Genomic DNA, 16,619 nt, shown 5'->3' with positions numbered 1-16,619 from the left:
GTCGCAGAAGAATCCGAAGATCGCGGTGCGGGACTACGGTTCGATCGACAACGCGCCGGAAGAGCGGGAGCGTGGGATCACGATCGCGACGGCGCACGTGGAGTACGAGACGGACAAGCGCCACTACGCGCACGTGGATTGCCCGGGTCACGCGGACTACGTGAAGAACATGATCACGGGAGCGGCGCAGATGGACGGGGCGATCTTGGTGGTGTCGGCGGCGGACGGTCCGATGCCTCAGACGCGGGAGCACGTGCTTTTGGCGCGTCAGGTGGGGGTGCCGTACATCGTGGTGTTCATGAACAAGTGCGACATGGTGGACGATCCGGAGCTTTTGGATTTGGTGGAGTTGGAGATCCGCGAGCTCTTGAAGAAGTACGAGTTCCCTGGGGACGACATCCCGGTGGTACGGGGGTCGGCGAAGGTGGCGATGGACGCCGCGGGGAAGGATGCGAAGGCGAACGAGGCGATTTTGAAGCTGATGGAGTCGGTGGACAGCTACATCCCGACGCCGCAGCGGGCGGTGGACAAGCCGTTTTTGATGCCGGTGGAGGACGTGTTCTCGATCTCGGGGCGTGGGACGGTGGGGACGGGGCGGGTGGAGCGGGGGAAGGTGAAGGTAGGGGACAAGGTGGAGATCATCGGCTTGCGGGAGACGCGGGAGACGGTGGTGACGGGGGTGGAGATGTTCCGCAAGCTGTTGGATGACGCGCAGGCTGGGGACAACGTGGGGTTGCTCCTACGTGGGATTGACAAGGAGGCGTTGGAGCGGGGGATGGTGCTGGCGTGGCCGAAGAGCATCACGCCGCACAAGAAGTTCAAGGGGAGCGCGTACATCCTGACGAAGGAAGAGGGGGGCCGGCACACGCCGTTCTTCAATGGGTATCGGCCACAGTTTTACTTCCGGACGACGGACGTGACTGGGGTGGCGACGTTGCCGGAGGGTCGGGAGATGGTGATGCCTGGGGATAACGTGGAGTTGGCGATCGAGTTGATCACGCCGATCGCGATGGAGAAGGAGCTTCGGTTCGCCATTCGCGAGGGTGGCCGGACCGTGGGCGCCGGCGTCGTCGCCGAGGTCACCGAGTAATGGCCGGGACCGCTCCCGGCCAGCGCATCCGCATCCGCCTTCGGTCGTACGACCACGCGGTCCTCGACCAGTCGGCGGGCGAGATCGTACGCACGGCCAAGCGGACCGGCGCGCGGACGGCGGGACCGATCCCGCTGCCCACGCAGCGGTCCGTCTACACCGTGCTCCGCTCCCCGCACGTGGACAAGAAATCCCGGGAACAGTTCGAGATCCGGGTGCACAAGCGTCTCATCGATATCGTGAAGTCGACGCCGCAGACGATCGACGCGCTGATGAAGCTCGATCTGCCGGCCGGCGTGGACATCGAGATCAAGCTCTAACCGGGGACGCCCATGATCGGATTGCTCGCGCAGAAAATCGGAATGAGCCAGGTCTACGACGAGAAGGGACACGTTGTTCCGGTGACCATTCTCTCGGCGGGCCCCTGCCCGGTGGTCCAGGTGAAGACGTCCGAGACGGACGGCTACGCCGCGGTCCAGATCGGATTCGGGAAGCGTCGGGAGAAGCTGATTCCAAAGGCGCTGCAGGGCCACATGAAGAAGCACAAGGCCGCGGGCCTTCGGATGCTTCGCGAGATCCGCGTCGAGGATCCCTCGGCCTACGAGATCGGCCAGACGCTCACCGTCGCGCTCTTCGAGGTCGGCGTCAAAGTCGACGTCGTCGGAGTGTCGAAAGGGCGTGGGTTCGCGGGCGTCGTGCGCCGCCATCATTTCACGGCGGGGCGCGCCACCCACGGATGCACCACTCACAAGCAGCCCGGCTCGATCGGCGCGAGCGCCTATCCCAGCCGCGTCGTCAAGGGGAAGCGCCTCCCGGGGCGCATGGGCGGCGCGCGCGTCACGGTCAGGAACCTGGACGTGATCGGCGTCGACCCGGACCAGAACTTGATCTGGCTGAGAGGCTGCGTACCCGGTCATCCGAACGGCACCGTCCTCATCCGGAAGAACGGATAACGAGATGGCCAAGGCGCGCAAATACGGAAGCGACGGCAAGCAGCACGGCACGGTCGACCTGCCGGCCGCGATCTTCGAGGCCCCGGTCAACGAGCACCTGATCTGGGAGGCGGTGAAGAGCCACCTCGGGAATCAGCGCCAGGGCACGGCGGCCGCGAAGAACCGCGCTCTGGTGAGCGGCGGCGGACGGAAGCCATGGAAGCAGAAAGGGACGGGGCGGGCGCGGTCGGGCTCGAACACGTCGCCCCTCTGGCCGGGCGGCGGCGTCGCCTTCGGGCCGAAGCAGCGCGACTACACGACGCGCATGAACCAGAAGGCCCGGCGCTCGGCGCTCCTGGGCGCCCTGTCGGTGCGGGCCCGGGAAGACAACGTGGTGATCGTGGAGGCGCCCGAGCTCAAGGAGCCGAAGACGAAGCCGGTGGCCGAGCTCTTGAAGAAGGTGGGACTCGAAGGAAAGAAGATCCTCTGGGTATTCGATCGGACGGGTGAGACGCTTCTCAAGTCCTCCCGCAATTTGGAGCGTGTCGAGACGACGGAGAGCAACACGCTCAACACCTACGCGCTCATGAAGTGCGACTGCCTCGTCTTGACCGAGGGCGGTCTCAAGAGCCTGACGGAGCGACTGAGCGCATGAGCCGCGATTCGCGCACCATCGTCCACCGCGCGCTGATCACCGAGAAGGGTACCCGGCTTCGCGAGCAGGAGAACGGCTACCTCTTCGAAGTGGCGCGCGACGCGAACAAGATCGAGATCAAGCAGGCGATCGAGGCGATCTTCCCGGTGAAGGTCGAATCGGTACGGACCCTACGCGTGCACGGCAAGCCGAAGCGGATGGGCCGGTACGCGGGACATAGACCCGATTGGAAGAAGGCGGTCGTGACCCTGAAGAAGGGGCAGACGATCGAGCTCTTCGAGCAGGTATAGCCGATGGCACTTCGCAAATTCAGGCCGCTCACACCGGCGCAACGGTTCCGGACGGTCGCGTCGTTCGACGAGATCACGCGATCGCGCCCCGAGCCGAGCTTGACCGAGAAGCTGAAGAAGACCGGCGGTCGCGACAACCGCGGCCACATCTCCTCGTGGCTCCGGGGAGGCGGCTTTCCGAAGAAGTACCGGATCGTCGACTTCAAGCGGGACAAGAGAGGGATTCCGGCCAAGGTCGCGCACATCGAGTACGACCCGAACCGAAGCGCCCGGATCGCCCTCCTCCACTACGCGGACGGCGAGAAGCGTTACATCATCGCCCCCCAGCAGCTCCACGTCGGGGACACGGTGACGGCGGGGGCGGACTCCGAAGTGAAGCCCGGGAACGCGATGCCCTTGAGCGCGGTGCCGCTGGGAACGTTCGTCTACAACGTGGAGCTGATTCCCGGAAAGGGCGGGCAGCTGAGCCGCAGCGCCGGAACGTTCTGCCAGGTGATGGCGCGCGAGGGCGACTACGCGCAGCTTCGGCTTCCCTCCGGCGAGATGCGCAAGGTGCCGGTGGTCTGCATCTGCTCGATCGGGATGGTCGGGAACGAGGATCATCAGAACATCGTGATCGGAAAGGCCGGAAAGTCGCGGTGGCTGGGCCGCCGGCCCAGCGTGCGCGGCGTGGCGATGAACCCCGTCGACCATCCGATGGGCGGCGGTGAAGGAAAGTCCTCGGGCGGACGGCATCCGTGCTCGCCTTGGGGCCAATTGGCCAAGGGAAAGAAGACCCGTAAGCGGAAGCTCTCCGACCGTCTGATCGTCCGGCGGCGGAAGCAGACGTAGAGGAGCAAGCAGACCACATGAGCCGTTCGGTCAAGAAGGGTCCGTACGTCGTCGCGAAGCTTCTGAAGAAGCTCGAGGGCATGAACCGGATGAACGAGCGCCGCGTCCTCAAGACCTGGGCGCGCCGGTCGACCATCTCGCCCGAGTTTGTCGGGCACACCCTCGCGGTGCACAACGGGAACAAGTTCATCCCGGTCTACATCACCGAGAACATGGTCGGACACAAGCTTGGCGAGTTCGCGCCGACGCGGATCTTCCGCGGGCACGGCTCCCACGTGGAGAAGGTCGCGGCCGCGGCCGCGGCGGCCGGACCGGGCAGCGGTCCCGGCTCCGGTCCTCCGAAGTAAGCCGCGCCCGAGGGACGAAATGGAAGCGAAAGCGATCGCGCGATACGTGAGGGTCACGCCCCGGAAGGCGGATCAAGTGCTGCAGCTGATCCGCGGAAAGCGCGTGGACCAGGTCACCGAGATTCTCGATTTCACCCCGAAGCACGTCGCCCGGGTGATCGGCAAGGTCGTGAAGTCGGCCGTGGCGAACGCTGTGGCGATGGAGGGGAAGATCAACGTCGAGGAGCTTCGCGTGAAGATGGCGGTGGCGGGGGCGGGACCGACGATGAAGCGGTTCCTGCCGCGTGCTCAGGGCCGCGCGACTCCGATCTTGAAGAAGACCTGCCACATCACGGTCATCGTGGAAGGCGAGGTTTCGGAGGAGGACGAGGCGACGGCACGCCGGGCCCGACGCGTGGCGCCGCGGCAGGCGCCGGCGAGGCCCGCGGAATCGAAGCCGGGCGCTAAGATCGCCGAGCCCGCTGCTCCCGCGGCGAAGAAGTCGGCCGCGAAGAAGCCCGCGGCCAAGAAGGCCGAGCCGAAGAAGGCTGAGACCAAGAAGGCGGAACCCAAGGGGCGCACCGCGAAGAAGTCGAAGGAGGCGAAGTAGTGGGTCAGAAAACCAATCCGATCGGGATGCGCCTCGGCATCATCTTTACGTGGGACTCGCGCTGGTTCGCGCGCAAGGACTACGCGAAGCTTTTGGAAGAGGACATCTTCATCCGGAAATACCTGAAGAAGCGGCTCTCGCAGGCGGGGATCTCCCGCATCGTGATCCAGCGAGCGGTCTCGAAAGTCACGATCAACATCTCGACCGCGCGGCCGGGATTGGTGATCGGCCGGCGCGGCCAGCAGGTCGACCAGCTCCGGGACGAGCTCCAGCACATCACGAAGAAGGAGATCTTCCTCAACATCGACGAGGTGAAGAAGCCGGACATGGACGCCACGCTGGTCGGCGAGCACGTCGCGCGCCAGCTGGAACAGCGCGTCTCGTTCCGCCGCGCGATGAAGAAGGCGATCGCGTCGACCATGCGGTCGGGCGCCGGCGGCGTACGCATCGTCTGCTCCGGCCGGTTGGGCGGCGCCGAAATGGCCCGCACCGAGAGCTACCGCGACGGGCGGGTGCCGCTCCATACGCTGCGCGCCGACATCGATTTCGCGCGCTCCACCGCCCGGACGATTTACGGGACGGTGGGCGTAAAGGTTTGGATCTTCAAGGGCGAGATCCTGCCGAAGCGGGAGGCGGCCGAGGTTGCCGCCGCCGCGGCTCACGGCAAGACCGCTTAACGGGAGCAGGGCATGCTCGTACCAAAGCGCGTCAAGCATCGGAAGCAGATGCGCGGGCGCCGGAAAGGGAAGGCCTACACGGGCTCGACCGTCGCCTTCGGCGAGTTCGGGCTTCAGGCCCTCGAGCCGGCCTGGATCACGAATCGCCAGATCGAGGCGGCCCGCGTTGCGATCACGCGCTTCATCAAGCGCGGCGGCAAGATGTGGATCCGGATCTTCCCGGACAAGCCGGTGACGGTGAAGCCGGCGGAGACGCGAATGGGCAAGGGCAAGGGCGCGCCCGAGTTCTGGGTCGCGGTGGTGAAGCCGGGCCGCGTCCTGTTTGAGCTGGAGGGGATCAGCAACGAGCTCGCGCGGAAGGCGATGAGGCTGGGCGCGAGCAAGCTGCCGATCAAGACGAAGTTCGTCGAGCGGCACGATCTGGCGGGGAGCTAGGAATGCGCACCTTAAAAGCGGAGAAGATTCGAGACATGAATGAAGAAGAGATCCTCGTGAAGATCAAGGAGCTGACCGAGGAACTCTTCAATCTTCGGTTCCGCAATTCGATGCGCCAGCTCCAGAACCCGGTTTCAATCCGCGAGAAGCGGCGCGACGTCGCGCGGCTCCGAACCATTTTGACCGAGCACCGGAAGGGCATTCGCAAGCTTCCCGGCTCGGTAGAGGTCAAGGCGTGATCGAGAACGAGGCGGCGAGCCGCGGCAAGCGGAAGGTGATGACCGGGAAGGTCGTGAGTGATTCGATGAAGAAGACCGTCGTCGTCACGATCGAGCGCCTGGTGAAGCACGAGACCTACGGCAAGTACGTCCGCCGTCGGAACCGGTTCAAAGTCCATGACGAGAAGAACGAATGCAAGGTGGGGGACACGATCCGCTTCATGGAGACGCGCCCCTTGAGCAAGGACAAACGCTGGCGGCTTCTCGACTTCGTCCAGCGCGTAGAGCGCTGACGGGGACGGGGAGGAGAACGGCGGAACCATGGTTCAACCACGCAGCATTATCGCGATCTCGGACAATTCCGGCGCACGCGTCGCACGCGTCGTGAAGGTCCTGGGCGGCACCCGGAAGCGGTACGGCCGGCTCGGCGACATCATCGTCGTGTCGATCCAGGACGCGCTCCCCGGGGCGGCCGTGAAGAAGGGGGACGTCCACAAGGCGGTGCTCATCCGGACCGTCAAGGAAGTCCGTAGGAAGGACGGCAGCTACATCCGGTTCGACCAGAACGCGGCCGTCCTGATCGACGACCAGAAGGAGCCCAAGGGGACCCGCATCTTCGGCCCCGTGGCGCGCGAGCTTCGCGAGCGGGAGTTCATGAAGATCATCTCCCTCGCGCCGGAAGTGATCTGAGGGGCACGATGCCGCATCAATTTCGCAGGAACGACCAAGTGATCGTCATCTCCGGCGACGACCGGGGCAAGTCGGGCAGGATCCTCAAGGTCCTGCGCGGCGAGGAACGGCTCATCGTCGAGAAGGTGAACTTTGTGAAGCGACACACCAAGCCGCGCAGCCAGACCCGGCAGGGCGGGATCCTCGAGAAGGAGGCCCCGGTGCACGTCTCGAACGTGATGCACCTCTGCCCGAAGTGCCAGGTCGGCCGGCGGGTCACCGTGAAGGACGCGTCCGACGGCAAGCGCGAGCGCTACTGCGCCCACTGCGGCGAAACGATTCCGAGAGTGAACTGATGGCCGACGAAAAGGAAAAGAAAGAGAAGAAGGAAGCGAAGCCCAAAGGCGAGGCGAAGCCCAAGGTCCCCGGAGCCGATGCGAAGGCGAAGGCGAAGGGCGAGGGCAAGAAGAGCAAGGGCAAGGGCAGAGACGCCGGCGCGGCCGCCGGACCGACGATCGCGGAGGCCGAGCCGCCCGCGCGCGTCCCGCGGATCAAGGAGCACTACGAGAAGAACGTGCTCCCCGAGCTGGTCAAGCGCTTCAGCTACAAGAACCCCATGCAGGCGCCACGGCTTCGGAAGATCGTGGTGAACATGGGGGTGGGCGACGCGCTCCAAAACGTCAAGATGCTCGACACCGCCGCGATCGAGCTGGGCGCAATCACGGGCCAGAAGGCCGCGCTTCGGCGCGCGAAGAAGTCGATCGCGAACTTCAAGCTCCGCGAGGGCCAGCCGATCGGCTGCATGGTGACCCTGCGCGGCGCTCGGATGTACGAATTCTACGACCGTCTCGTGAACGTGGCGCTGCCGCGAATCCGCGACTTCCGCGGCGTTCCGATGCGCTCCTTCGACGGTCGGGGGAATTACACGATCGGTCTCACGGAGCAGATCATCTTTCCGGAAATCAACTACGACCGGGTCGACAAGATCCGGGGGATGGACGTCACCTTCGTCACGTCGGCCAAGACCGACGAGGAAGGGCAGGAGCTCTTGAGGCTCCTGAACATGCCCTTCCGCCAGCCACAGCGCTAGGGCGCCGCAAAGCGCCGGAGGAGCGATTTTGGCCAAGAAGTCGATCGTAGAGAAATGGAAGCGGACGCCCAAATTCAAGGTGCGCCGCTACAACCGCTGCCACCGGTGCGGCCGGCCCCGCGGATTCTTGCGGGACTTTGCGCTCTGCCGCATCTGCTTCCGGGAGCTTGCCCTGCTAGGCCAGATCCCGGGCGTGGTGAAGGCGAGCTGGTAGGAGCCCGGGCGAAAGCCCAACGAGTGAAGGGAGACCATGTCGGTTAGCGATCCCATTGCGGACCTATTGACCTGCATCCGCAACGCCTGCAAGGCGAAGCACAAGAAGGTGGACGTGCCCACCTCCAAGACGAAGGCGGAGGTCGTGCGCGTTCTTCTGCGGGAGAAGTACATCAATAATTACAAGTCGATCGACGACAAGAAGCGGGGCCTTCTGCGCATCTATCTGAAGTACGACCAGAAGGACCGCCCCGTCATTCAGGGCATCGAGCGGGTGAGCAAGCCGGGCCGCCGCGTCTACATCCGGCGTCACGAAGTCCCCAAGGTTCAGGGTGGCCTCGGCACGGCGCTCATCTCGACGCCCTCGGGAATCATGACCGATCAGGAAGCGCGCGATGAGGGGCTCGGCGGCGAGTACCTCTGCCGCCTCTGGTAGGAGCCGACCATGCCGTCACGAGTAGGAAAGAAGCCGATCGACATTCCGTCCGGGGTCCAGGTGGGCCGGGAGGGAGGGACGATCCGCGTCAAGGGGCCGAAGGGCGAGCTCCAGTTCACGATCGGGCACGGCGTCGAGGTGGCGCTGGAGCCCAAGACGATCACGGTGAGCCAGGTAGGCGGCGGCAAGCAGGCGCTGGCGCTCCACGGCACGACGCGGGCGCTGATCGCGAACATGGTCCTGGGCGTGACACAGGGGTTCTCGAAGGCGCTCGAGATCACGGGCACGGGATACCGGGCGCAGCTGAGCGGGAAGAAGCTCACGCTCCAGCTCGGCTACTCGCACCCGATCGAGTTTGATCCGCCGACCGGGATCTCGATCCAGCTCGACGGGCCGACGAAGCTCACCGTGAACGGATTCGACAAGGAGCTGGTCGGACAGGTCGCCGCGAACATTCGCGGCTTCCGCCCACCGGAGCCGTACAAGGGCAAGGGAATCAAGTACGCCGGGGAGTACATCCGGCGCAAGGCGGGCAAGGCCGCGGGCGGCAAGACGGCGTAGGCCCGGAGCCACGACCCAAGCGAGATGGGAATCGAACGATGAAATCGAGCGCCACACCAAGACTCAAGGGACGGGAGCGTCGCCACATCCGGATCCGCAAGAAGGTCAAGGGAACGGCGGAGCGTCCACGCCTCTGCGTCTATCGCAGCCTGAACCACATCTACGCGCAGCTGGTCGATGATCTGGCCAGCCGCACGATCATGACCGTTTCCTCCCTGGACAAGGGGCTCGCCCCCGACGTCAAGACGGCGAAGGGCAAGGTGGCGGCGGGCAAGATCGTCGGCAAGGCCATCGCCGCGAAGGCCAAGGCCGCGGGCATCGACCGCGTCTGCTTCGACCGCGGCGGTTACCTCTACCACGGCCGCGTCAAGGCGGTCGCTGACGGAGCCCGCGAGGGCGGTCTCACCTTTTAGGAGAATTCATGGCCCATCAAGGAATGCGTGGACGCGGAATGCAGCAGACCGACTCGGAGTTCATCGAGCGGGTCATCCACGTCAATCGAGTCGCGAAAGTCGTGAAGGGCGGACGCCGCTTCAGCTTCAACGCCATCGTTGCCGTCGGAGACGGAAAGGGCAGGGTGGGCGTTGGATTGGGGAAGGCGAACGAGGTCGCCGACGCGATCCGCAAGGCGGGCGAATCGGCCAAGAAGCGGATGTTCGATGTGCCGCTCCGCCGCACGACGATCCCCCATCAGGTGATCGGTCATTTCGGGGCGGGCCGGGTCTTCATGCGGCCGGCGACCCCGGGTACCGGCGTCATCGCGGGAGGCGCCATCCGCGCCGTCCTCGAGGCCGCGGGGATCCAGGACGTGCTCACGAAGTCGCTCGGCTCGAGCAACCCGCATAACGTGGTGAAGGCCACGGTCGCGGGGCTGCAGGGCCTCCGGAGGGCCAGCGAGGTCGCGGCGCTCCGCGGGAAGACGGTGGACGAGCTCTTGGGAATCCGGCGCAAGGTGGTGGAGGCCGATGTCACAAATTAGAATCACGCAGGAGCGGAGCAAGATCCGGTGCTTGGAAAAGCACAAGCGGACGCTCGAGGCGTTGGGTCTGCGCCGCCCCCGCCATTCGGTCATTCACAACGACACGCCGCAGATCCGGGGCATGGTCGCGCAGGTGAGCTACCTGGTTCGCGTCGACGCGGCGCCCGTCGAGGGCGCGCCCGACGAAGCGGCCGGGACACGGCAACGGCCGGCGGCCAAGCCGCGGCGCAAGGCGGCGGCGCGGTCGAAGCGCGCGGCAGCCGGAAAGCCGAAGCGGGCCGCGGCGAGGAAGACGAAGCGGGCCGCGCCGAGGAGGGCCGCGGAATGAGAATCGGACAGATCAAGCCGGCGAAGGGGGCCACGCGCGACCGGAAGCGGCGCGGCCTTGGCCCTGCGTCCGGTCTCGGCGGCACCGCGGGCCGCGGCCACAAGGGTCAGCGCGCGCGGAGCGGCGGCAAGGTGGCCCGCTGGTTCGAGGGCGGGCAGATGCCGATTCAGCGGCGCCTCCCGAAGGTCGGCTTCCGGAACCCGAGCCGCGTCGAGTTCCAGGTCGTGAACGTGGCGGCCCTCTCGCGATTCGCGAAAGGGGAGGCCGTGACCCGCGAGAGCCTTCTCAAGAAGCGGCTCATCGACCGGAGCGACCTCCCGGTGAAGGTTCTCGGGATGGGCGAGATCGAGGCCGCGCTCGCCGTGACGGTGGACGCCGTCAGCGGCTCCGCGCGAACGAAGATCGAGGCGGCGGGCGGGACGATCACGCTCCCGACCCCCCGGGTCTACCGGCCGCGCCACGAGAAGAAAGAACGTAAAGAGTCAAAGGGCTAAGCGAGGGACATGTTCGAGAAACTACAAAACATATTCCGGATCCCGGAGCTGAAGCGCCGGGTCCTCTTCACGGTCGCTCTCCTATGCGTCTACCGGCTGGGCGGGCACGTGCCCACCCCCGGAGTGAACAGCGAGGCGCTGGTCTCCGCGTTCGCCAGCCAGGCGAACTCGCTCTTTGGTCTCTACGACCTGTTCGTGGGCGGGAGCTTCCAGAAGGCGACCGTGTTCGCGCTCGGGATCATGCCGTACATCTCGGTCTCGATCATTTTCCAGCTCCTGGGCGCGGTGATCCCCTACTTCGAGAAGCTGCAGAAGGAGGGGGAGGAAGGCCGGAAGAAGATCACGCAGTACACGCGTGTCGGCACGGTCGCGTTGGCCGCGATGCAGTCGCTGGCGTTCGCGAAGTTCTTGGAGTCGATGGGCTCGGCCGGCGTCCCGGTCGTCCCGCATCCGGGATTCGGGTTTCAGCTCATGACGATGATCACCCAGACGGCCGGCACGATCATGATCATGTGGCTCGGCGAGCAGATCACCGACAAGGGGATCGGGAACGGGATCTCGCTGATCATCTTCATCGGCATCGTGGCCCGGTTCCCGGCCGACATCATCAACTCGATCCGCGCGCTCCGCGTCGGGACGCTATCTCCGATCGTGGCCGCGCTCATGGTGGCGATCATGGTCGGCGTCATCGCGGCGGTCGTGGCCATGACGCAGGCGCAGCGAAAGATCCCGGTCCAGTACGCGAAGCGGGTCGTGGGGCGCAAGATGTACGGCGGTCAGAGCACGCACATCCCGCTTCGGGTGAACACGGCGGGCGTGATCCCGATCATCTTCGCGCAGTCGTTGATCATGCTCCCGAGCACGCTGGCGATCTATTTTCACGGGAACGCCGCGATCCAGGGCATTGCGGGCCTGTTCGCGCACGGGACCTGGGTCTACGTCGTCGTCTATTCGCTGACGATCATCTTTTTCACCTATTTCTATACGGCGATCGTGCTCAATCCGATCGATATGGCGGACAACATGAAGAAGTACGGCGGGTTCGTCCCGGGAATTCGCCCCGGCCGGAAGACTGCCGAGTACATCGACCGCATTCTCTCGCGGATCACGCTCCCCGGAGCGGTTTTCCTGGCGTTGATCGCCGTGCTCCCGGACATCCTGATCCGGCGGTTCAACGTGCCGTTCTATTTCGGCGGCACCAGCGTCCTGATTGTGGTGGGCGTCGCGCTCGACACCCTGCAGCAGATCGAGTCGCACTTGATCATGCGCCACTACGAGGGCTTCGTGACCCACGGAAAGATGCGTGGGCGGCGCTGATGCGGGAGCGTTGTTGATGCGGGGGCGTAGCTGATGCGGATCGTGCTCCTCGGTCCGCCCGGCAGCGGCAAGGGAACGCACGGGAAGCGCCTCTCGGAAAAGCTGGGGACGCCCCTCATCTCGACGGGGGACATCCTCCGCGAGGCGATCGCGCAGGAGACGAGCTTGGGGATGGCGGCGCAAGCCGACGTCAAGGCGGGCCGCCTGGTCGCGGACGATACGGTGCTCGGCTTAATCGAGACGCGTCTCCGGATGGGCGACGCGAGGAAGGGCTTCATCCTGGACGGCTTTCCGCGCACGACCGCGCAGGCCGACGGGCTGTCCCGGCTCCTCGGGGATCAGAAGGTCGATCGGGTGCTGAACCTGGTCATCCCGGCGGAGACGGTGGTGGAGAGACTCAAAGACCGGTGGCTCTGCGGCGAATGCGGCGCCATCTATAACTTGAAGTCGGCGCCGCCCAAGGTCCCCGGCGTCTGCGACCGGTGCGGGAACGCATTGAAGCAGCGTGCGGACGATCAGCCGGCGACGGTGCGCACGCGGCTCGAGGTGTACGAGAACGAGACGAGACCCCTCGTCGAGTACTACCGGCGAAACGGGGTGCTTCAGAACATCGACGCGTCGGGGACGCCGGACAAAGTCTTTGCCTTGATCGAGAAGGCTGTAGGAAAGGTCGCTGCCTGAGAGGCGGGACCGCATCCAAACGATGATACGGATCAACACCCTGAATGAAGTCGCCGGGATCCGCGAGAGCGCGCAGATCGTCGGAAAGTGTCTCCGGATGCTGGAAGGGGAAATCCGGCCCGGGGTGACGACGCTGAAGCTGGATCAGATCGCCGAGAAGTTCATCCGCGACATGGGCGGAGAGCCGGCGTTCAAAGGCTACCGCGGGTATCCCGCCAGCATCTGCGCCTCGGTGAACGAGGAAGTGGTGCACGGGATCCCGAGCGCGAAGCGGGTCCTCCGCGAGGGGGATGTGATCTCGCTCGACATCGGCGTGCGCCGCGAGGGCTGGTACGGAGATGCCGCGCGGACCTTCCCGGTGGGGAAGGTATCGGCCGAGGCGGTGCGGCTGCTCGAGACGACCGAGCGGGCGCTCGCAAAAGGGATCGCCCAGGCGCGCGAAGGCGGGCGAATCTCCGACATCTCGGCCGCGATCGAGCGGGAGGCGAAAGCGAGCGGTTTCACGGTTGTGCGGGCGCTCGTGGGGCACGGCATCGGCCGGGAGCTTCACGAGGACCCGCAGGTCCCCAACTACGGACGGCCGGGGGAAGGCGCCCGGCTCGAGGAGGGGATGGCGCTCGCGATCGAACCGATGGTGAATGCCGGCGGAGCGGATGTCGTGACGCTCGCCGACCAATGGACGGTGGTCACGGTGGACCGGAAGATCTCAGCCCACTTCGAGCATACCGTCGCGATCGGCCCGAACGGGCCGGAGGTGCTGTCACTGGTTGAGGCGGATTAGGTAAGAATGGCGAAAGAAGAGGGCGTCCAGGTCGAGGGGACGGTCATCGAGCCCCTGCCCAACGCGATGTTCCGCGTCGAGCTGGAGAATGGACACAGGGTCCTCGCCCACATCTCGGGCAAGATGCGGATGAATTTCATCAAGATCCTGCCCGGGGACAAGGTCACGGTGGAGCTGTCGCCCTACGATCTCACCCGCGGGCGCATCATCTACCGCTACAAATAGGAACGGAAGAGCCATGAAGGTCAAAGCTTCGGTTACGCGGATCTGCGACAACTGCAAGGTCGTCCGGCGCAAGGGCGTGGTTCGGATCATCTGTAAGAATCCGCGCCACAAGCAGCGCCAGGGCTAGGGACAGGAGGAACGTTTTGGCTCGTATCGCCGGTGTCGATTTGCCGAACGACAAACGAATCGTGATTGGGCTGACCTACATCTTCGGCATCGGCCCCTCGTCCGCGCGGAAGATCATCCACCTCACGGGGGTGAACGCGAATACGCGGGTGAAGGCGCTCGCCGAGGAGGAGGTCACCAAGCTCCGCCAGGTGATCGAGAGCCAGTTCAAGGTGGAGGGAGCGCGCCGCAGCGAGGTGGCGATGTCGATCAAGCGTTTGATGGACATCGGCGCCTATCGCGGGCTGCGCCATCGGAAGAACCTCCCGGCTCGAGGGCAGCGCACACGCACCAACGCGCGGACGCGCAAGGGACCCAAGAAGACGGCAGGCGCGGTCCGCAAGGTAGCGGTCGCGGCGAAGAGGCCGGCGCCGAAGCCGGCGGGTTGATCGGAAACGCGAGCGATCGCAAAGGAGAGTAATTAGTGGCCGAGCAACAGCAACAGCAAGGGGCACCGGCGGTACCGACGGCAACGCCGAAGCCGAAGAAGAAGCGCGAGCGGAAGGTGGGGATTAACGGAATCGCCCACGTCCAATCGACGTTCAACAACACGATCGTGACCATCGCCGACATGGACGGGCACACGGTGTCCTGGGCCAGCGCCGGCAAGGTTGGGTTCAAGGGCTCGCGCAAGAGCACGCCCTTCGCCGCTCAGATCGCGGCCGAGGCGGCGACGAAGGAGGCGCTCTCGCTCGGACTCAAGAAGGTAGAGGTGTGGGTGAAGGGTCCGGGAGCGGGTCGCGAAGCCGCGATCCGATCGCTCCAGGCGGCCGGGTTGGAGATCTCGGCCATCAAGGACGTCACCCCGATTCCGCACAATGGTTGCCGGCCGCCGAAGCGGCGGCGCGTCTAGCTGAAGGAGGTTTAAAGCAACGATATGGCGACTTATCGCGAAGCAAAATGCCGGCTCTGCCGCCGGGAGGGAGAGAAGCTCTTCCTCAAGGGTACGCGCTGCTTCACCGAGAAATGCGCGTTCGAGAGGCGCGGGTACGCGCCCGGAGAGCACGGCAAGGATCGGCGCCCCAAGGAGACGCAATACGGCGTGCAGCTTCGGATGAAGCAGAAGACCCGCCGGATTTATGGTGTCCTGGAGGCGCAGTTCCGGAACTACTTCGCGAAGGCGGAGCATCAAAAGGGCGTGACCGGCCAGAATCTCTTGCTGGCGCTCGAGCGCCGGCTGGACAACCTGGTCTTCCGGCTTGGGTTCGCCCCATCCCGATCGGCCGCGCGCCAGCTGGTGCGGCACCGCCATTTCACGGTCAACGAACACATCGTCGACATTCCTTCGTTCTCGGTGCGGGTGGGCGATGAGATTCGCGTCCGTCCCGGGAGCAAGGATTCCGTCGCGATCCAGGCGTCGCTCGAGGCCAGCAAGAGCCGCGAGATGATGAGCTGGCTCAGCCTCGACGCCGAGAAGCTCTCGGGGCGACTACTCGAGTACCCGACACGCGGAAACATTCCGACCAAGGTCTCCGAGCAGCTCATCGTCGAGCTTTACTCGAAGTAACCCGAGGCGGCCGAAAGGGCGCGAGCCAGATGGAGCGCGTGCCGAAAGGCCCCGGGTCTTAAGGAGGGAATAGATAAGATGAAGTGGAAGAATCTGCAGATGCCGAAGAATGTCGAGGCCGATGAGAAGACCTCGACCAATCGCTACGGAAAATTCACGATCGAGCCTCTCGAGCGCGGCTTTGGCGTGACGCTGGGGAACGCGCTTCGGCGCGTGCTCCTCTCGTCGTTGCCGGGCGCCGCCGTCACGGCCGTCAAGATCGAGGGCGTCCAGCATGAGTTCTCGACGCTTCCCGGCTTGAAGGAGGACGTGCCCGAGATCCTTCTCAACTTGAAGCAGATGCGGTTCAAGATTCACAGCGACGGGCCCAAGATGGCGCTCTTCGACGCCCGCGGCAAGAACGAGATCAAGGCGGGCGACCTGAAGGCGGACCCCGACATCGAGGTCCTGAACCCCGAGATGCACATCGCCACGCTCAACAAGGACGGAGAGTTCCGCGCCGAGGTTGAGGTGGGCCCCGGCCGCGGCTACGTTTCCGCGGAGAACCAGGCGGTCCAGGATCGGCCGATCGGCGTGCTGCCGGTCGACTCGATGTTCTCGCCGGTCACGAAGGTGAACTTCGAGGTCGAGAACACCCGGATCGGGCAGCGGATCGACTACGACAAGCTGACGCTGGAGATCTGGACCGACGGGAGCATCATCCCTTCGGATGCGCTCGCCTACGGCGCCAAGATCCTCAAGGACCACTTCGCCCTCTTCGTGCATTTCGAGGAGGAGATCGTCGAGGAGGTCGAGGAGGAGGTCGACGAGGAGTTCCTGCGCATCAAGACGCTGCTCGAGCGGAGCGTCGAGGAGCTGGAGCTTTCCGTGCGGTCATCCAATTGCTTGAAGGCCGCGAACATCAAGACCATCGGCGACCTGGTAACGAAGTCCGAGGGCGAGATGCTCAAGTATCGGAACTTCGGCCGGAAGTCGCTCAAGGAGATCGCCGACATCCTCGCGAGCATGAATCTTGGCTTCGGCATGGACGTGAGCAAGTACAAGCTCGGCGAGAAGATCGAGGCCGCTTAGACAGCGGCGTTTGGGCGCGCCGCTGGCGCGCCAATAAA

At 65.0% G+C, this 16,619-nt stretch carries 31 protein-coding genes; all 31 read left to right on the top strand.

What is annotated here, in order from left to right; all coding sequences use genetic code 11:
* On the top strand, positions 1–1,090 hold a 1,090-nt coding region (gene tuf / locus E6K79_03185), incomplete at its 5' end, for an elongation factor Tu (GenBank protein TMQ66370.1).
* Positions 1,090–1,410: a 30S ribosomal protein S10 gene (gene rpsJ / locus E6K79_03180; protein TMQ66369.1), complete on the top strand. Its 321-nt coding sequence runs from the start codon at positions 1,090–1,092 to the stop codon at positions 1,408–1,410. The genes tuf and rpsJ, both read left to right, overlap by 1 nt.
* A gap of 12 nt (positions 1,411–1,422) precedes the next feature.
* A complete protein-coding gene (locus E6K79_03175) occupies positions 1,423–2,043 on the top strand; it encodes a 50S ribosomal protein L3 (protein TMQ66368.1) in 621 nt (206 codons plus the stop codon).
* Between the two features lie 4 nt (positions 2,044–2,047).
* Positions 2,048–2,677, top strand: coding sequence for a 50S ribosomal protein L4 (rplD, locus tag E6K79_03170; protein ID TMQ66367.1), 630 nt, complete (start codon positions 2,048–2,050; stop codon positions 2,675–2,677).
* Positions 2,674–2,967, top strand: coding sequence for a 50S ribosomal protein L23 (locus tag E6K79_03165; GenBank protein ID TMQ66366.1), 294 nt, complete (start codon positions 2,674–2,676; stop codon positions 2,965–2,967). The genes rplD and E6K79_03165 overlap by 4 nt, the downstream gene beginning before the upstream one ends.
* Positions 2,968–2,970: 3 nt before the next feature.
* Positions 2,971–3,798 (top strand): 50S ribosomal protein L2, encoded by an 828-nt coding sequence (gene rplB, locus E6K79_03160; protein TMQ66365.1) that lies wholly within the window; start codon positions 2,971–2,973, stop codon positions 3,796–3,798.
* 17 nt (positions 3,799–3,815) lie between these two features.
* Complete coding sequence (gene rpsS / locus E6K79_03155) at positions 3,816–4,145, top strand: 30S ribosomal protein S19 (GenBank protein TMQ66364.1); 330 nt, start codon at positions 3,816–3,818, stop codon at positions 4,143–4,145.
* Between the two features lie 19 nt (positions 4,146–4,164).
* Complete coding sequence (locus E6K79_03150; GenBank protein ID TMQ66363.1) at positions 4,165–4,734, top strand: 50S ribosomal protein L22; 570 nt, start codon at positions 4,165–4,167, stop codon at positions 4,732–4,734.
* Positions 4,734–5,411, top strand: coding sequence for a 30S ribosomal protein S3 (rpsC, locus tag E6K79_03145; GenBank protein ID TMQ66362.1), 678 nt, complete (start codon positions 4,734–4,736; stop codon positions 5,409–5,411). The genes E6K79_03150 and rpsC overlap by 1 nt, the downstream gene beginning before the upstream one ends.
* Positions 5,412–5,423: 12 nt before the next feature.
* Complete coding sequence (gene rplP / locus E6K79_03140; GenBank protein ID TMQ66361.1) at positions 5,424–5,846, top strand: 50S ribosomal protein L16; 423 nt, start codon at positions 5,424–5,426, stop codon at positions 5,844–5,846.
* A gap of 2 nt (positions 5,847–5,848) precedes the next feature.
* Positions 5,849–6,085, top strand: coding sequence for a 50S ribosomal protein L29 (locus E6K79_03135; protein ID TMQ66360.1), 237 nt, complete (start codon positions 5,849–5,851; stop codon positions 6,083–6,085).
* The gene (gene rpsQ / locus E6K79_03130; GenBank protein TMQ66359.1) at positions 6,082–6,357 is read left to right on the top strand and encodes a 30S ribosomal protein S17; all 276 of its coding nucleotides are present in this window, start codon (positions 6,082–6,084) and stop codon (positions 6,355–6,357) included. The genes E6K79_03135 and rpsQ overlap by 4 nt, the downstream gene beginning before the upstream one ends.
* A 28-nt stretch (positions 6,358–6,385) precedes the next feature.
* Positions 6,386–6,754, top strand: coding sequence for a 50S ribosomal protein L14 (gene rplN, locus E6K79_03125; protein ID TMQ66358.1), 369 nt, complete (start codon positions 6,386–6,388; stop codon positions 6,752–6,754).
* Between the two features lie 8 nt (positions 6,755–6,762).
* Positions 6,763–7,089 (top strand): 50S ribosomal protein L24, encoded by a 327-nt coding sequence (locus E6K79_03120; GenBank protein ID TMQ66357.1) that lies wholly within the window; start codon positions 6,763–6,765, stop codon positions 7,087–7,089.
* Entirely contained in the window at positions 7,089–7,823 is a 735-nt protein-coding gene (gene rplE, locus E6K79_03115) for a 50S ribosomal protein L5 (protein ID TMQ66356.1), read from the top strand. The genes E6K79_03120 and rplE overlap by 1 nt, the downstream gene beginning before the upstream one ends.
* Positions 7,824–7,851: 28 nt before the next feature.
* Complete coding sequence (locus tag E6K79_03110; GenBank protein TMQ66355.1) at positions 7,852–8,037, top strand: type Z 30S ribosomal protein S14; 186 nt, start codon at positions 7,852–7,854, stop codon at positions 8,035–8,037.
* Positions 8,038–8,073: 36 nt separating this feature from the next.
* Entirely contained in the window at positions 8,074–8,472 is a 399-nt protein-coding gene (rpsH, locus tag E6K79_03105; protein ID TMQ66354.1) for a 30S ribosomal protein S8, read from the top strand.
* 9 nt (positions 8,473–8,481) lie between these two features.
* A complete protein-coding gene (locus tag E6K79_03100; protein TMQ66353.1) occupies positions 8,482–9,033 on the top strand; it encodes a 50S ribosomal protein L6 in 552 nt (183 codons plus the stop codon).
* A 38-nt stretch (positions 9,034–9,071) separates the two neighbouring features.
* A complete protein-coding gene (locus E6K79_03095) occupies positions 9,072–9,446 on the top strand; it encodes a 50S ribosomal protein L18 (GenBank protein ID TMQ66352.1) in 375 nt (124 codons plus the stop codon).
* A 38-nt stretch (positions 9,447–9,484) separates the two neighbouring features.
* A complete protein-coding gene (locus E6K79_03090) occupies positions 9,485–10,012 on the top strand; it encodes a 30S ribosomal protein S5 (GenBank protein TMQ66379.1) in 528 nt (175 codons plus the stop codon).
* Complete coding sequence (gene rpmD, locus E6K79_03085; GenBank protein TMQ66351.1) at positions 9,999–10,340, top strand: 50S ribosomal protein L30; 342 nt, start codon at positions 9,999–10,001, stop codon at positions 10,338–10,340. Before E6K79_03090 ends, rpmD begins: the two co-directional genes overlap by 14 nt.
* Entirely contained in the window at positions 10,337–10,834 is a 498-nt protein-coding gene (locus E6K79_03080) for a 50S ribosomal protein L15 (GenBank protein ID TMQ66350.1), read from the top strand. Before rpmD ends, E6K79_03080 begins: the two co-directional genes overlap by 4 nt.
* A gap of 9 nt (positions 10,835–10,843) precedes the next feature.
* Entirely contained in the window at positions 10,844–12,151 is a 1,308-nt protein-coding gene (gene secY, locus E6K79_03075; GenBank protein TMQ66349.1) for a preprotein translocase subunit SecY, read from the top strand.
* 33 nt (positions 12,152–12,184) lie between these two features.
* Complete coding sequence (locus E6K79_03070) at positions 12,185–12,832, top strand: adenylate kinase (protein ID TMQ66348.1); 648 nt, start codon at positions 12,185–12,187, stop codon at positions 12,830–12,832.
* 22 nt (positions 12,833–12,854) lie between these two features.
* Positions 12,855–13,613, top strand: coding sequence for a type I methionyl aminopeptidase (gene map, locus E6K79_03065; protein ID TMQ66347.1), 759 nt, complete (start codon positions 12,855–12,857; stop codon positions 13,611–13,613).
* Positions 13,614–13,619: 6 nt separating this feature from the next.
* Positions 13,620–13,838 carry a translation initiation factor IF-1 gene (gene infA, locus E6K79_03060; protein TMQ66346.1) on the top strand — a complete coding sequence of 73 codons (219 nt, stop codon included), beginning with the start codon at positions 13,620–13,622 and terminating at the stop codon, positions 13,836–13,838.
* A gap of 13 nt (positions 13,839–13,851) precedes the next feature.
* Positions 13,852–13,965: a 50S ribosomal protein L36 gene (rpmJ, locus tag E6K79_03055; protein TMQ66345.1), complete on the top strand. Its 114-nt coding sequence runs from the start codon at positions 13,852–13,854 to the stop codon at positions 13,963–13,965.
* Between the two features lie 16 nt (positions 13,966–13,981).
* Entirely contained in the window at positions 13,982–14,392 is a 411-nt protein-coding gene (rpsM, locus tag E6K79_03050) for a 30S ribosomal protein S13 (protein TMQ66344.1), read from the top strand.
* Positions 14,393–14,427: 35 nt separating this feature from the next.
* A complete protein-coding gene (gene rpsK / locus E6K79_03045; protein TMQ66343.1) occupies positions 14,428–14,856 on the top strand; it encodes a 30S ribosomal protein S11 in 429 nt (142 codons plus the stop codon).
* Positions 14,857–14,880: 24 nt separating this feature from the next.
* Complete coding sequence (gene rpsD / locus E6K79_03040; GenBank protein ID TMQ66342.1) at positions 14,881–15,510, top strand: 30S ribosomal protein S4; 630 nt, start codon at positions 14,881–14,883, stop codon at positions 15,508–15,510.
* A 78-nt stretch (positions 15,511–15,588) separates the two neighbouring features.
* On the top strand, positions 15,589–16,581 hold the full coding sequence (locus E6K79_03035; GenBank protein TMQ66341.1) for a DNA-directed RNA polymerase subunit alpha: 993 nt from the start codon (positions 15,589–15,591) through the stop codon (positions 16,579–16,581).
* Positions 16,582–16,619 lie beyond the last annotated feature (38 nt).

The organism is Candidatus Eisenbacteria bacterium, assembly GCA_005893305.1.
Lineage (GTDB): Bacteria > Eisenbacteria > RBG-16-71-46 > SZUA-252 > SZUA-252 > WS-9.
This window is presented reverse-complemented; position numbering and strand designations above follow the sequence as displayed.